Genomic DNA, 16,075 nt, shown 5'->3' with positions numbered 1-16,075 from the left:
GAGTTGATGCTATTGATATGGGAAAACGTTTACTATAGCTGTAGTAATATAGTAAACGTTTTCCCGTTTTTTTCAACTTTTTTTACCAGCCGGTATTTTGTTCAAATCCATTCAATCTGATTTCTCTTTCAGGAATTGGAAATAATAACTGGAACGGCTGTATGTTATATGATGCCGGGCTGAGCCTGGTCAGCCTTTTCTTTTCTTCTATTCCGTGGGCAGTCATTACGGAAACGGCTTTACCGGTGCGAAGCAACTGATACCAGCGATTGTCTTCAAAGGCGAGTTCTACACGCACCTCGTGAAAAACAGTATCGCGGAAAGCGCTCTGACTTAAAGCCGGTAAAGGATCCAGCCCAGCGCGTTGACGCACGGGATTGATATATTGCAGCGGGTTGCCGGTACCGGTTTCATTGATGGCTTCTGCAAGCATTAGCAACACCTGGGAGTAACGGTACACCGGCCAGTTTTCATTCGCACGGCCATCAAGCGCATAAGGTGGATGATAGAACTTCCGGATCAGCGGCAGTTTGCCACCAAAGGCAACTGATTCTGCGAAAGCAGCATTGGTCGGACTGGAGTACATAAAAATAGATGCATCCTTTCTTTTGTCCTTTGCATCGTACGCATTCACAATACTGGGAGTGGGCATGTTTACGCCGCCCAGGTTGCCATTGAAGCCGGTCAGGTCTTTTTTACCGTTGCGTGGACCGAAGTTGAAAATATAATTGCTGCTTTCTGTTTCGATGCCGGAGTTGTACTGAACCGAAAAAATGGATTCTGAATTGTTCTTCTTCGCCGGATCAAAATTATCTGCGTAATTATCTACCAGTGAATAGTTCAGTGTGGTTACCTGTTGTAAGGTGGTTACTGCCTTTGGATAATCTTTCATGGTCAGGTAAACCTCACCCAGTAAAGTAAGTGCAGCACCTTTGGTAGCCCGGCCGATGTCGCCGCCGGAGTAGCTGGCAGGCAGGTTGGCAGCGGCTTCTGTGGCATCCGCAATGATCTGGGCATATACTTCTTCCACGGTGGCTTTTTTCGGAGTGGAAGCCTCATCCGGGCTTGCTACTTCCTTCACCAGCAACGGCACGCCGCCAAAAAGGCGCACCAGGTGAAAGTAGTACAAGGCCCGGAGGAATTTAGCTTCACCGAGATACTGCTTTTTAGTTGCGTCGTTGGAAAATTTTACGCCATCAATACGGGTAATAATTACGTTGGACTGCTGTATGTTTCTGTATATCTGCGTCCATACATTGTTCACATAGTTATTGGTGGGAGTGATCAGGAACTCGTCGATCTCTTCGCGTTGCTGCGCGCCACGGTCACTTTCATCATACTGGTAGTTGGTATTATCAGCTCTCATTTCCGCCATCGCCCAGTAGTCGCCGGTATAGAATTCCTGTAGTACGCCGTAGCAGCCATTCACCGCACGGAGTACCTGTGCTTCGGTAGTATAATAGTTGGATCCGCTGGAAAAAGAATTTGGCTTTACATCCAGCATGTTAGTACATCCATTCAGTGCGATCGCAAGCAGCGCGATAAAAGGTATCTTAGTTTTCATGTTGCTATTCTTTTTTTGACTGAATTAAAAGGAGAGATTGGCGCCCAGTGAATAAATTCTTGGAACCGGGTAACTGGAATAGTCGATTCCAGGTACCAGTGCGCCGCTTCCACCTTTGCCCATGTAGTTGGTTACTTCAGGATTGCCGCTGTAGTTGGTAAACAGGATGGCATTCTGCACACTTACATATACCCTGGCGCTTTCCACAAATCCCATCTTAGGAAGGCTGTAGCCCAATGTAATATTCTTCACCCAGGCATAATTATTTTTCTCTACAGTCAGTGAACTTACGTCGCGGTACATTACCCTGCCGCGGCCGGAACCATTGGTAGTAGGTACTTTGCCATTGCCCGGGTTGGATTCTGATCTCCACCTATTGGCTACATCTTTGCGTACATTAAATACACCGTCGATATTACCGTTGTAGTCATTAGTGGCATGTAAGCGATCGGCGCCCATAGAGCCAACCACCAATACACGGAGGTCAAATTTTTTGTAGTTCAGGATGTTGGTTAAGCCCCAGTTGAAGTCGGGATACGGATTACCGATGATCGCGAAATCTTCCCGCGGATTAATCACCCCGTTGCCACTGATATCTTTAAAGCGGATATTACCCGGAATAGCACCGGGGAAAGCAGGGCCTTTATCTACTTCCGCCTGGTTCTGGTAAATGCCGTCAAATACATATCCATACAGCATGGCGAGCGGCTGGCCTACAATGCTTACGTTGGTAGGATTGCCTTCACTGCTGTTACCGGAATAGATAGGGGCATTGTCTTTTCCTAATGCCAGCACTTTGTTGCGGTTGAAGGCAATGTTAAAGTTGGTGGTCCAGGTGAAAGATTTGGATTCTATATTGCGGGAGGAGATACCAATTTCCAGTCCTTTGTTTTCCATGTCGCCGCTGTTCTCTGTTACGGTGGTAAAGCCGCTGGACTGCGGTACTTCCACGTTTAACAGCAGGTCCTGTGTATTTCTTTTATAAGCATCGATGGTCAGGTAGATGCGGTCTTTCAGCAAACCAACGTCAACGCCTATATTTAATTCACGCATTTTTTCCCAGCCAAGATTCGGGTTGCCGAGGGTGTTCATTACACGGCCACCATTCAGCGCACCACCCAGTACATAATCACTGGTGCCGATGCTGCTCATGTAGGTGTAGTTACCGATATTGAAGTTCCCGGAGAAGCCATAGGATGCCCTTATCTTCAGGTCGCTGAACACACGGGAGGACTTCATAAAATCTTCCTGTGATACGCGCCATCCCAATGCCACGGAAGGGAAGGTACCCCAGCGGTTGTTGGGGCCAAAGCGGGAAGAACCATCACTTCTCACAGTAGCGGTTACCAGGTATTTATCTTTATAAGCATAGTTTACCCTGGCCAGGTAAGATAATAATGCCCACTCTGTTTTATCTGTTACATTAGGATTATTGGTGAGGGTAGCTGCACCGTTGATGGTTTTAATATCATCGTCCGGGAAGTTGGCAGCATTGATGCCCACATTTTGTTCCTTCTGTGATTGGACACTGTACCCCAGCAACCCGGTAATGGCATGCCCGCTGCCGCTGGTGTACTGGTAAGTGAGCGTATTTTCATTCAGCCAGTTCAGGTAATTTCCGGTGATGTAACCTCCGGAAGGAATACTTGGCGGCGCTGCATTGGTGTTACCAATAGTAGAAGGCCGGAAGAACTCAGCGCTTCCTTCCTGGTAATCTACGTTGAAAGTGGATTTAAATTTCAGGTTCTTTATAATTTCATATTCTCCGTAAGTGTTGAAAAGGATACGGGTGCTCTTGGATTTGTTGGTCACTTCATTGAGCATCATTACCGGGTTCGGGAGACCAAAAGTACCCGGACTCTGGATATACTCATTATAACTGCCGTCTGCCTTATAGATTGGCTCTATAGGGCTCGCAATACCAAAAACGCCTTCGCGGCCTTCCCCGTTGGTGTTGCCTTTGCGCGTGGTGTATGAAGGGGCTACGTTAAAGCCTACCTTGAACCTGTCGGAGAGATTGGCATCCACATTGGCTCTTACTGTGAAACGTCTGTAGCCGGAGTTGATGATCACGCCATCCTGGTTGTAATAACCAGCGGAGACATAGGTCCTGATTTTATCGGTACCACCACTCACGCTCAGGTTAATATCCTGCATGGGTGCTGTTCGCGTAATGGCATCAAACCAGTCGGTGCCTTTACCGATCAGTGCAGGATTGCGGTAAACTTCCGGTATGTCGGCATCAGTAGGTTCGCGGTGTTCGGTGAAACGGATATTATCTTCAATCGCTTCTTTTCTGAACTGTGCAAATTCCTGTCCGTTCATCAGGTTTGGGCGTCCTTTATCAGGGATGGATTGAACACCATAGTTGGCAGAAAGCTGCACCCGGGGAATACCGGAGCTGCCTCGTTTGGTAGTGATCAGCACCACGCCATTGGCGCCTCTTGAACCATAAATAGCTGTTGCAGAAGCATCTTTCAACACCGCCATGGATTCGATATCCTGCGGGTTAATAGCGTTCATCGGATCAGATACCTGGTCGGAAGAAGATGCCAGCGGGTAACCGTCCACTACGTAGAGGGGCTGGCTGCCTGCACCCACTGCGCCGATGCCGCGTACCTGTACCTGTGGACCGCCGCCGGGAATACCATTGGAGGTACTTACCTGGATACCGGCAATCTGGCCGGCTAATGCCTGGTCGGGACCAGCCACCGGCATGTCTTTAATATTTCTCATGGTAACAATACCCACAGATCCAGTTACATCTTTTTTCTGCTGCGTACCATATCCTACAACCACTACCTGGTTGAGTACTTTATTACTTGGCTCCAGCTGTACGCTGATGCGGGTACGGTTGCCTACAGCATAAGTTTTGCTGGCATAACCAATGATGCTGAAAACAAGGGAGTCTGACGGACTGGCGGAAATCGTATATCTCCCGTTGGCATCACTGAATGCACCCTGGCTGGTACCTTTAACGCCAACGGTTACACTCGGAAGCGGGGAGCCCGTTCCTGCATCTGTTACCTGACCGCCAACGTTATTCTTTTGTGCATAGGTGAAAGTGCTGATGAATAACAGAGCGGAGCAAGTGATGCCAAAACGTGCGGGAAAGAAAGATCCTTTTTGATAAAGGGTGGAAGTTCTGATCATAACGAGTGGAATTTGGTTTGATGAAACGGCATTACTTAACGGAAATAAATTTAGCGGAAGAATAATACATTCCTGTCCTGTTGCGTCCTGTACTGTCCTGTACTGTCCTGTATCAGGGCATGTTAACTGGTATCAAAGAGGCGTTTGTAAAAGCCGGGAAAATATTGTTACTTTCCGTTGCATTTATTAAAATGCAGACAGTTAAAAATCTGACGTATGATCATGAACAGAAAAAGCCTGACATTGGTAGCCCTGTTTGCCATATTGGGCACTACGGCTTTTGCGCAGAATACTACGGACGCTGATGCTGCCGCAAAAGAAAAGAAACAGCGGGAAGAGTTGATGAAACAGGACTGGGCCTGTTTAAAGTGTTTTGAGGAAGCGAATACCCAGGTTACCGCGCCCAAACCGGGCGAACAACGGGTAGTATTTATGGGTAATTCCATTACCATCGGATGGGGAAAGCTGAACCCGGAGTTTTTTGAAGGCAAACCCTACATCAACCGGGGTATCAGCGGACAAACCACGCCACAAATGCTGATCCGCTTCCGTCCTGATGTGATTAACCTGAAACCAAAGGTGGTAGTGATCCTGGCAGGTACCAACGACATTGCGGGCAATACCGGCTTTACCCCGGTGGAAACGATTTTCGGGAACATTGTATCGATGGCGGAACTGGCCAAAGCAAACGGCATCAAAGTGGTGCTGTCTTCCGTAATACCGGCATTTGATTATCCATGGCGTAAAGGACTGGAGCCGGTTGGAAAGATCGCCGACCTGAATCAGCGCCTTAAAAACTACGCCGCCAAAAATAATTGTGTATACCTGGATTATTATACGGCGATGGCTGATGAAAGAAAAGGCCTGAAAGCCGAGCTCACCTACGATGGTGTACACCCCAATAAAGCCGGCTACCTCGTGATGGGGCCACTGGCGGAAAAAGCAATAGCCACAGCATTAAAGAAGAAATAAATTGAAAACCCGTTCATTCATCCTTACCGGCGTTCTGGTGCTGGCTGCCGGGCTGGTTGCCGCACAGCAGTCACTTTCCAACCGGCTTGACTCTCTGCTAACCGTCAGAAGTCCCCGCCCGTTCAACGGGGTAGTGCTAATTACACAAAAGGGCAAAACGCTCTATACTAAAAGCTATGGCTACGCCAACCGCGAAGCAAAGCAGCCGCTGAATATCGATGATCCGTTTATCATTATGTCCATTACCAAGCAAATGACGGCTGTAATGGTTTTGCAGGAAGTCGAAAAAGGACATATCCAGCTGCAGCAAACATTGCATACTTATCTACCGGAAATAAAAGATAGCTGGGCAGACAGCGTCTCCATCCACCAGCTGCTGAATCATACCTCCGGCGTAGTGTGGTTTGATGCCCCGCTGGCCTTTCCGCCCGGCACCAGGTACGCTTATTCCAACTTTGGCTATTCCCTGCTGAAATCCGTATTGGAACGAACTACCGGTAAGCCCTATACGGAGTTGGCAGATGCCTTGTTTAAAAAATGCGGCATGAAGCACTCCGGTATTACCGGCCGGAAGCGGGCCGTGCAGGGCTACCAGGAAACGGCATCCGGAAGCCTGGAAGCGTGTACGGACACCATACCCGACTGGCACTACGCAGGTGCAGGCGTGGTTTCCACTGCCCGCGACCTGGTACGATGGAATGAATTGCTATATGGAGGGAAATTGCTGAACGACAGCAGCTACCAGCAAATGACGCATGTTTGGGAACACCGGCAGCACACGGTATACGGGTCTATAGGAACCGGCTATGGTATTGTGGTCAGCGACGATAAGCAGGAGATGGGACATACAGGATATATGCCCCAGCTGGGGTTTACACTGATTAACTTCTACTACCCGGCTACAGGCAGCAGTCTTGTCGTAATGGAAAATGTGGGATATAGCGAAAAAGATATACCCAGGGCCTATTACTTTGAAAAAAACGTCCGGGAAATATTATTGCCAACTGTTATAAAGAAGCAATAACAACTATTTACATAATTCCACTGCAACGATATGTTATTTTTTTGTTGTAACGTTTTCTAATTCAGATATTTTGTTGTAGTTTCATTACTCACCAAAGAAAAGGAGGTATTCATGCTATCTACAGAATATTCATGGACACCTAAGGTTAATTTAGTTTAACCCGGGCGGCTCCATTAGAGAATCTGTTAACGCTTTGGCGTTAAAGGCATCCTGGCATAGCCGGGATGCCTTTTTCTTTGTTATATAATATTTTTATATTTTTGGAAGATGTATAACGCCTTAGTGATCCCAAGGCAACAAACTATAAAACATGGCTTTTATTATGGTGGACGTTGAAACAGATGGTCCCATTCCCGGCGATTACTCAATGATTTCTTTTGGCGCCGTTCTGGTAAATGAACAACTCAATCAATCTTTTTACGGTCAGCTGAAACCCATTTCCGATAAATTTATCCCGGAAGCACTGGCCGTGTCTAATCACACGCGGGAGGATACCCTGGGCTTCAATGATCCCGCACAGGTGATGCAGGACTTTAAACAATGGATTATCTCCGTTAGTAAGGACCGGCCCATTTTTATCAGCGATAACAACGGGTTCGACTGGATGTTTATCTGCTGGTATTTTCATCACTTTACCGGTGAAAATCCATTTGGATTTAGCTCCCAAAACCTCGGCAGCTTGTACAAAGGCATTACAAAAGATACTTTCCAGACCTTCAAACACCTGCGCAAAACAACCCATACACATCACCCGGTAGATGACGCGAAAGGCAATGCAGAAGCCCTGCTTACCATGAAACGCGAAATGGGTCTGAAAATTAAACTGTAGCTACATCCGTAAACTTTTAACTGGGTTTGCCAGCCCGGCTTTCACCGACTGGTAAGCGATGGTAACTCCTGCTATCAATACAGATACCAGGATGGCAATAACGAAAATGCCGCCGCCGATATGGGTCTGATAAGCGAAATTGTCTAACCAGCGCGCCATTACAAACCAGGCCACAGGCGCCGCAATGACGAAGGAGACGATGATCAGCACAATGAATTCTTTTGCAAATAAGCCAACGATGTTCAGGAGGGAAGCACCCAGTACTTTACGGATACCCACTTCTTTGGTGCGCTGAACCGCTGCAAAGGCCACCAGGCCGTATAATCCGAGGCAACCGATCAGAATGGCAAGAGACGAAAAGAGCTTGAAGGCGGTATATAATTTTTGCTCCTGGTTATATAAATTGGCAATCCGGTCGTCCAGAAAGTCGTATTCAAACAGGTTCTCCGTAAAGAGCGCCGACCAGGTCTTATCAATACCAGAAAGCGTGTTGTGCATATTTGCCGGTTGTATCTTTACACAGGCGGTTCTAAAGCCATTGGAGCTGTATTCCAGCACACAGGGTCTTCCTTTTTTATAACGTGATTCACTTTGAAAGTTCTGTACCACACCCATAATCTGGGTGGGGCTGCCATTGATGTAGAAACGTTTACCAATGGCGTTTTCCGGTGTTTGCATGCCAATTTTGTGCAGCAGGGTTTCATTGACCAGCACCCGGCGCACGGTATCTGCATCTGTTAATTTACGGAGGTTTTCACCTGCCAGCAGTTTGATGGAAAACATATCCAGGTATTGTTCATCAATGGCTTTCATCTCTGTTACATCATCCTTGATAACACCGGCTTCAGGGCAGGTAAAGGCGGCATAATTACTGCCACCTACCGGCGGTCCGGAAGCAAAGCTCAGCTGCTTTACACCTGGGTTGGATAATAATTGTTCCCGCAAAATATCACGTTTTTCTTTGTCAGGAACCCGGAAAGAAACCACGGCATCTTTATTAAAACCCAGGTCCCGGTTCTGGAGGAAGTCCATCTGGTAGCCTACTATCAGCGTACCTGCAATCAGGATCTGTGAAATACCAAATTGGGTGGATACCAGGATCTTTCTTAAACCCAATCCCCGGAAGGTAATACCCGTATTGCTTTTAAGAGAGGCTGCGGGCTGAAAGGCGGATTGTACAAAGGCGGGGTACAGGCCCGCTAAAAGTATAACCGTTACCGTTATTGCTGCCAGCAACGCTGCAATGACCGGTTGCATCAATTGTGACACCCCGATTTTCACGTTCATCCAGGTGGCCACAAAAGGCAGCAAAATGCCTGCAGCTATTGTTCCCAGCACAACGGCAATCAACACCAGTAAAGCGGTTTCAGACAAGAACTGGCGGATGAGTTGTCCGCGGTAAGCCCCCAGCACTTTACGTACACCCACCTCTTTTGCACGGCGTATCGCTTGTGCAGTAGCCATGTTGATGAAATTGATACAGGCGGTAATAATGATAAACAACGCCACCATAGCAAGGCCCCAATAGGTTTCCCGGCTGGTGGTAGGACTGGCAGGACTACTCTGGTAACGCTGGTCAAAATGGATTTCTTTCAACGGCTGCAGTAACAGTTTTGTTCCCGCGGCAACATCTGCGCCCCAGTTTTTAGTAATAAAGGCGGGCATCCTGGCCTGCAACTTCGCTGCATTATAGTGTTCCGGCAGCAATACAAATGCATTGCCTCCGCTGATGTTGTAGAATGAGGCCTGCGCCAGCGCTTCCTTCCGGATGGTTTCGTAGGAAACCAGGAATACGAAAGGCTGACTGGTATTGCCCGGCAAATCTTCAACAACACCGGTTACTTTAAGATTAAACTGGTTGTTCAGGTTGATCACCTGGCCCATTGGGTCTTTGGTGCCAAAGTACTTTCCGGCCATACTTTGTGTCAGTATCACCTGGTTCGGCTCCGACAACGCCGTGCGCGGATCTCCTGCCAGCCAGTGGTAGTCAAACAGCTGCAGGAAGGCCGCATCTGCAAAAGCAAATCCTTTTTCATTGTATCGTGCATCACCTGCCTTTACGAGCCCGGTAGCCTGGTACCAGTATTGCGATACCTGTTCCAGTTCCGGGAAATCGTTACGCAGTGCGGGTACCACCGCCAGTGAGGTACTGGGATTATAATCGAGGGCATTGAATGTTACTCGGTAAATCCGATCCGCTTTTTTGTGGAAGCTATCGTAACTCAACTCATTTTTTACAATGAGAAAAATGATCAGGCAGGCCGCAATGCTAAGCGTTAAGCCAAATACATTCAGAAATGTATAGCTGAGATTCCGCGTGATCGTCCTGAAAGCTGTTTTAATATAACTGCTGAACATGCAAATGCAATTTATCGGATGGAGCTAACTTGCAGCGAAGTAAATGCCATCATATTAAAATGCTGGTTTTCAGTATGTAAGGAAAGATTAAAAGAGGAGGGATGTCCGGTTTTGAAAAGGTGCGTGTCCGGTTCCGGACACTACTTCAATAACTTCTTCCGTAAAGAATATAGATAAAAATCCTCCACCTTTTTACGCGCCCATGGCGTTTTACGGAGGAATTTTAAACTGCTCTGCACAGAAGGATTGCTGATAAAGCAATTAATCCTTACCTGGTAGCCCAGTTCTTCCCAGCCATAGCTTTCATAAAGATGTGTCACTATTTTTTCCAGTGTTAGTCCGTGCAGCGGGTCTTTGGATGCGCCTGGTGTTTCCATGTTGTTCCTTTTTTAAGAGCCCAAAGGTAAGGTAATTACAAAGATGCCCGCATGGTCACATAAAAAGGTACTTCTATCTGTGCCCGGGAGTTATCGAGTATCAGCTGTGCAGCCATTTCTCCCATACACCTAAAGTCGGTGGAAATAGTGGTGATGCCGTTGAGAATGAATTTTTTCAACGGTGTTTCGTTGTAGGAAATGATCCCTACATCCTTACCTATCTTCAGGTTTAAGGAAATAATCCTTTCAATCAGCAATACCAGGTCATTTTCCCGCAGGTTAATATATACATCTCCCGGCTGAATATCTTCTTCTCCTATCTCTTCCACCTTCTTGCTGTTGAAGGCATAGTTCTGGCAGAACTGCATAAATCCTTCATAAATTTCTTCCGGGTAATAGGTATTATCGGGGTAAATGATTTTAATAGTGTGGTATTGCTGCAGCTTGTCCCTGGCTTGTTCCAGGGCGCCGTAAATATCTTCCTGGAAATTCTCGTATACTGCGCCGTATTCGCCGGTCACGCCTTTCAGCTTTTTATCCAGCAGGATAAGCTTTTCTTTCGGGATGGTATTGATCACTTCATCTACGTGCTCCCATCTTTCCCGGAAGTGCGGAAGTATCACAATATGTGTATATTCATTAATATTCTGGGATAACAGTTTTTTAAAGAGACTGAAATCGCTGTTATAAATATAGAAGTCGATATTGGCCTGTTCTCCCAGCTTGTCTGCAAACGAATCATAGATGATTTTTTTGTGCTCGCTCAGTTTGTTGAACAGCAGCAGTATCTTAAATTGTTGGTCAAGATTGGTTTGCGACACATAGTAGCCTTTTCCGGGAACGGACCCCAGGATACCCAGCCCTTTCAGGTATTTGTATGCTTTCTCTGCGGTATCCCTCGAAATTTCAAAAGCGTAGCTGACTTCATTGATGGACGGCAGTATATCATCCTGCTGCACTTTTTTGTCCACAATAGCTTTGATGATAGAGTTGGCCAGCTGGTAATATTTAGGCGTGGCAGAAAAATCATCAATAAAAAGGTATTTAAAGATCGGATGCTGTTTCATGGCTCATCAGGTATTAATCCGCGGAATTAGCTATCAGGTGCTGACATGGCTGTTTTCACGACAATGATAGTGATTTAATTCTACAATTACTATCTCCTGCCGGAAACCATGACAGTCCATGACAGTTTTAAAAGTTACATGTTTTATTTTTATGGAACATTCGTTTCCACGTTACAAATTACTACATCATTATGCAGGCTTTACTGGGAGTTTTATTTCATTTCATAGGTGGGTTCGCATCGGGAAGTTTCTATATCCCTTACAAAAAGGTAAAGGGGTGGAGCTGGGAAAGTTACTGGATTGTGGGCGGGATCTTCTCCTGGCTGGTAGTTCCGCTGCTGGCTGCCTGGTTAACCGTTCCGGGGTTTATGGATATTATCCGTAATACAGAAGGCACTGTTCTTTTCTGGACTTATTTCCTGGGGGTGCTGTGGGGTATTGGCGGTTTAACGTTCGGTTTATCCATGCGTTACCTCGGTATGTCGCTGGGAATGGCTGTGGCACTGGGCTTTTGTTCCGCCTTTGGTGCACTGATACCACCTATTTACCGTGGACTGTTTACAGATGACGCTAATACACTGGGGGCCATGTTTCACAGCAGCAGGGGATTATACGTGTTATGCGGCGTGGCAGTGTGCCTGGTGGGGATTGCCATTTGCGGGAAAGCCGGTATGTTGAAAGAAAAGGAACTCACCGGTGAACAGAAAACCGAAAGCATCCGCGAATTTGACCTCCGCAAAGGACTGGCCGTAGCCATTGTTTCCGGCATCCTGAGCGCCTGTATGAGTTTTGCCATTACTGCCGGCAACAGCATGGGCAAAGCCGCAGTAGCGAATAATGCCAACCCTTTGTTCCGGAACAATGTTATTTTTGTAGTGATTATGCTGGGAGGGCTCACCACCAATTTTATCTGGTGCATGCTGCTCAACAGGCGTAACCGCTCGTTCAACGACTATACGAATAAAAACACCCCGCTGGTGAAAAACTACCTGTTTGCAGCGATCGCGGGTACTACGTGGTTCCTGCAATTCTTTTTTTATGGAATGGGAGAAAGTAAACTGGGTAACGACGCCAGCTCCTGGATCCTGCACATGGCTTTTATTATCCTGATTTCCGGTATGTGGGGTTTTGTGCTGAAGGAATGGAAAAATGCCAGTAAAAAAACATTCGTTACTATTTCCCTGGGTATATTCACCATTATTCTTTCTGTAGTCCTGGTCGGATATGGTAATTCTTTAGAAAATTAACCCTCCGCATTATCGCAATTAAAAACGTAAAAATTATAGAGTATGTCTTTAGATGGAACTACCACGCAATTCAGGCATGTCAGCTATTTATGGGATGAAGCAACAGCGGCCGCTATGGCTGGTGATGAAGTAGCCTTGCTGATCTATCGTTCCAATTTACTCGGCGCAGACCTCCGGTTGACCAACTACGGTGGTGGCAACACCTCCTGCAAAGCCACCGCAAAAGATCCTTTAACGGGAGAGCCCGTAGAAGTGATGTGGGTAAAGGGCTCCGGCGGGGACCTGGGCACGCTCAAAAAAAGTGGCCTCGCCGCTTTGTATGTAGATCGTCTTCGCAGCCTCCAGCATATTTACCGGGGAATAGCGCATGAAGATGAAATGGTGGAATTGTTTAACCACTGCATTTATGATCTCGCCTCAAAAGCGCCCTCCATTGATACCCCCCTGCATGGTTTTCTTCCTTTCAAACATATCGATCACCTCCATCCGGATGCTGCCATTGCTATTGCAGCGGCAAAAGATGGCCGGAAAATCACACAGGAGCTCTTTAACGGCACTATCGGCTGGGTACCCTGGCAAAAGCCCGGATTTGACCTTGGATTGCAATTAAAGCAGTGCCTCGACGAAAATCCCGGTATCCGCGGTATCATGCTGGGCTCTCATGGCCTATTCACCTGGGGCGATACCGCCTACGAAAGTTATATCAATACCCTGGAAGTAATTGAACGCTGCGCAGAATACCTGGAAGAAAACACCGGCCGCCATAAACCGGTGTTTGGCGGCGCAAAAATAAAGTCATTATCGCCTGACGACCGTAAAGCCCAGGCCGCTGCGCTGGCGCCGGTTTTACGCGGATACTGCTCTTCCCAACAGAAGATGGTAGGCCATTTTACAGATGACGCGAGAGTGCTTGAATTTATTAATTCCAATGATCTCGGCAGGCTCGCGCCCCTGGGCACCAGCTGCCCCGATCACTTCCTGCGCACGAAGATCAGTCCGTTAGTACTGAACCTGCCGCCTGATGCAGACCTGAAAGATATAGCCGCCATTAAAACATCCCTGGCGCCGTTATTTACCGCCTACCGGGAAATGTACAAAGAATACTACGATACCTGTAAACATCCGAACAGCCCGGCTATGCGCGATCCTAACCCCGTGGTGATCCTGTATCCCGGCGTGGGCATGTTCACGTTCGCAAAAGATAAACAGACCGCCAGGGTGGCCGCTGAATTTTATATCAACGCCATCAATGTAATGAAAGGCGCGGAAGCCATCTCTGAATATACTTCCCTGCCACGGCAGGAAGCATTTAATATTGAATACTGGTTGCTGGAAGAAGCCAAGCTGCAACGCATGCCCAAGCCTAAAGCGCTTACCGGCAGAATAGCACTGGTAACCGGCAGTGCCGGCGGTATCGGTAAAGCGATCGCTAAAAAGTTTGCGGAAGAAGGCGCGGTGGTGGTCATCAACGATAACGATGCGCAGCGACTGGCCTCTGCTACCGAAGAGTTTAATAAATTGTACGGGAAAGATGTGTTTGCCGCTGACCTGCTCGATGTAACCGATTCCGCATCCATCCGTAAAACCTACGACACGGCCGTGCTGGCCTTTGGCGGCATCGATATCATCGTAAACTGCGCGGGGTTATCGATCTCCAAACCACTGGAAGATCATACAGAAAAAGACTGGGACCTGCTGTACGACGTACTGGTAAAAGGACAGTTCCTCGTTACGCAAGCAGGTGTGGACATCATGCGCAAGCAGGACACCGGCGGGGATGTGCTGAACATCGTCAGCAAAAATGCGTTGGTTTCCGGTCCTAACAATGCAGGTTACGGATCTGCCAAGGCAGCGCAGCTGCACCTGAGCAGGCTCAATGCCGCCGAGCTGGGAAAAGATCGTATACGCGTAAACGTTGTAAATCCGGATGCGGTAATTTCCGATAGTAAAATATGGGCAGGCGCCTGGGCTGAAGGCCGGGCCAAAGCATATGGCGTAAAGGTGGAAGAACTGCCCGCATTTTATGCGAAACGTACGCTGTTAAACGAAATCATTGTACCCGAAGATATTGCCAACGCCTGCTATGCTTTTGTAGGCGGCTTACTTAACAAGGCAACCGGCAATGTACTGAATGTAGATGGTGGAGTAGCAATGGCTTTTGTGAGATAAGTATGTTATTTTATCTACGTAAAAAAAGATTATCATGAGAATCGAAAAATACAGGATAGAAGAGCATAACCAGGCAGGAATGGCGGCGCAGCAGCGGGCATTTGAATATCTCTCGGGGGAAATTAAAAATGTTCCTGAAATATTGCAGCAGCTGATATCTTTCCAGGTGGGCATTCCCAGCTGGGCGCTGGGAACCGGCGGTACCCGCTTTGGGCGTTTCCCCGGCGGCGGTGAACCCAGGAACCTGGAAGAAAAGATCGAAGACATCGGGTTGATTCATCAGCTGAACCAATCCAGCGGCGCCATTTCTCTGCACATACCCTGGGATATTCCGTCCAATCCCGCGCATATTAAAGCCATGGCGGCGCAACACGGCCTCCGCTTTGATGCGATGAATTCCAATACTTTCCAGGATCAGCCCGGACAGCAGCTGAGCTATAAATTCGGCTCGCTGCAGCATGTCAACAAAGACATCCGCAAACAGGCTATCGAGCACAACATAGAAGTGATCCGTCATGGTATAGAACTGGGCTCTGATGCACTCACCGTGTGGCTGTCCGATGGTTCCTGCTTCCCCGGCCAGCTGAATTTCCGCCATGCTTTTCAGAATACACTGGAAGGTTTGCAGGAAATTTATGCAGCGCTGCCGGATAACTGGAAAATGTTTGTGGAATATAAAGCCGCGGAACCTAATTTTTATTCCACTACGGTGGGCGACTGGGGGCAGTCGCTCCTGTACGCCAATAAACTGGGCCCTAAAGCCTATACGTTGGTAGATCTCGGGCATCATCTGCCTAATGCCAACATTGAGCAGATTGTAGCCCTGCTGCTGATGGAAGGTAAACTCGGCGGCTTCCATTTCAACGATTCAAAGTACGGCGACGATGACCTCACCGTAGGCAGCATCAAGCCCTACCAGCTGTTCCTGATCTTCAACGAACTGGTGGAAGGAATGGATGCCCGCGGCATGAATCATACCACCGGCCTGGGATGGATGATAGACGCCTCGCACAACGTGAAAGACCCGCTGGAAGATCTGCTGCAATCTGTGGAAGCAATTATGATCACCTACGCACAGGCGTTGCTTGTAGACCGTAAAAAATTGCTGGCTGCACAACAGCACAACGATGTGGTTACCGCACAGGAAATACTGCAACAGGCGTTCCGTACAGATGTACGCTCTTTGGTAGCTGCCGCCAGGATACAAGCCGGCGGCGCATTGAATCCGCTGGCGTTGTACCGTGCTGAAAAAGTGAGGGATCACCTGATCCGTGAAAGAGGCGCTAAAACAATGGCGACTGGTTTGTAATTTAAA

11 protein-coding genes are annotated in these 16,075 nt (G+C 47.8%); 6 read left to right on the top strand and 5 right to left on the bottom strand.

All coding sequences use genetic code 11. The features are described 5' to 3' along the window. Positions 1 to 82 precede the first annotated feature (82 nt). Positions 83 to 1,564, bottom strand: a complete 1,482-nt coding sequence (locus QFZ51_RS19575) for a RagB/SusD family nutrient uptake outer membrane protein (protein WP_370910869.1) — start codon at positions 1,562 to 1,564, stop codon at positions 83 to 85. A gap of 24 nt (positions 1,565 to 1,588) precedes the next feature. Next, positions 1,589 to 4,717: a SusC/RagA family TonB-linked outer membrane protein gene (locus QFZ51_RS19570; RefSeq protein WP_429048167.1), complete on the bottom strand. Its 3,129-nt coding sequence runs from the start codon at positions 4,715 to 4,717 to the stop codon at positions 1,589 to 1,591. Between the two features lie 216 nt (positions 4,718 to 4,933). On the opposite strand from QFZ51_RS19570, the gene QFZ51_RS19565 reads away from it, so the two are divergent. The 3 genes from QFZ51_RS19565 to QFZ51_RS19555 all read left to right on the top strand — a co-directional run bounded on the left by QFZ51_RS19565 (position 4,934) and on the right by QFZ51_RS19555 (position 7,542). Further along, positions 4,934 to 5,689 (top strand): SGNH/GDSL hydrolase family protein, encoded by a 756-nt coding sequence (locus QFZ51_RS19565; protein WP_429048165.1) that lies wholly within the window; start codon positions 4,934 to 4,936, stop codon positions 5,687 to 5,689. A 1-nt stretch (position 5,690) separates the two neighbouring features. Next, positions 5,691 to 6,713, top strand: a complete 1,023-nt coding sequence (locus QFZ51_RS19560) for a serine hydrolase domain-containing protein (protein ID WP_429048163.1) — start codon at positions 5,691 to 5,693, stop codon at positions 6,711 to 6,713. Between the two features lie 310 nt (positions 6,714 to 7,023). Next, the gene (locus QFZ51_RS19555) at positions 7,024 to 7,542 is read left to right on the top strand and encodes a 3'-5' exoribonuclease domain-containing protein (protein WP_429048161.1); all 519 of its coding nucleotides are present in this window, start codon (positions 7,024 to 7,026) and stop codon (positions 7,540 to 7,542) included. Here the strand turns inward: QFZ51_RS19555 and QFZ51_RS19550 are convergent, their stop codons facing one another. From QFZ51_RS19550 to QFZ51_RS19540, 3 genes are all read right to left on the bottom strand, one after another. Further along, positions 7,543 to 9,900: an ABC transporter permease gene (locus QFZ51_RS19550; RefSeq protein WP_429048159.1), complete on the bottom strand. Its 2,358-nt coding sequence runs from the start codon at positions 9,898 to 9,900 to the stop codon at positions 7,543 to 7,545. A gap of 140 nt (positions 9,901 to 10,040) precedes the next feature. Beyond that, entirely contained in the window at positions 10,041 to 10,277 is a 237-nt protein-coding gene (locus QFZ51_RS19545; protein ID WP_429048157.1) for a VF530 family DNA-binding protein, read from the bottom strand. Between the two features lie 35 nt (positions 10,278 to 10,312). Continuing rightward, complete coding sequence (locus QFZ51_RS19540) at positions 10,313 to 11,344, bottom strand: GntR family transcriptional regulator (RefSeq protein WP_429048155.1); 1,032 nt, start codon at positions 11,342 to 11,344, stop codon at positions 10,313 to 10,315. Between the two features lie 191 nt (positions 11,345 to 11,535). On the opposite strand from QFZ51_RS19540, the gene rhaT reads away from it, so the two are divergent. The 3 genes from rhaT to QFZ51_RS19525 are packed head-to-tail and all read left to right on the top strand — an operon-like array spanning position 11,536 to position 16,069. Beyond that, on the top strand, positions 11,536 to 12,591 hold the full coding sequence (gene rhaT / locus QFZ51_RS19535; RefSeq protein ID WP_429048153.1) for an L-rhamnose/proton symporter RhaT: 1,056 nt from the start codon (positions 11,536 to 11,538) through the stop codon (positions 12,589 to 12,591). Positions 12,592 to 12,633: 42 nt separating this feature from the next. Continuing rightward, positions 12,634 to 14,760 carry a bifunctional aldolase/short-chain dehydrogenase gene (locus QFZ51_RS19530; RefSeq protein ID WP_429048151.1) on the top strand — a complete coding sequence of 709 codons (2,127 nt, stop codon included), beginning with the start codon at positions 12,634 to 12,636 and terminating at the stop codon, positions 14,758 to 14,760. A gap of 34 nt (positions 14,761 to 14,794) precedes the next feature. Further along, positions 14,795 to 16,069: a sugar isomerase gene (locus QFZ51_RS19525; RefSeq protein WP_429048149.1), complete on the top strand. Its 1,275-nt coding sequence runs from the start codon at positions 14,795 to 14,797 to the stop codon at positions 16,067 to 16,069. Positions 16,070 to 16,075 lie beyond the last annotated feature (6 nt).

It is taken from the genome of Chitinophaga sp. W3I9 (assembly GCF_050434025.1).
GTDB lineage: Bacteria > Bacteroidota > Bacteroidia > Chitinophagales > Chitinophagaceae > Chitinophaga.
This window is presented reverse-complemented; position numbering and strand designations above follow the sequence as displayed.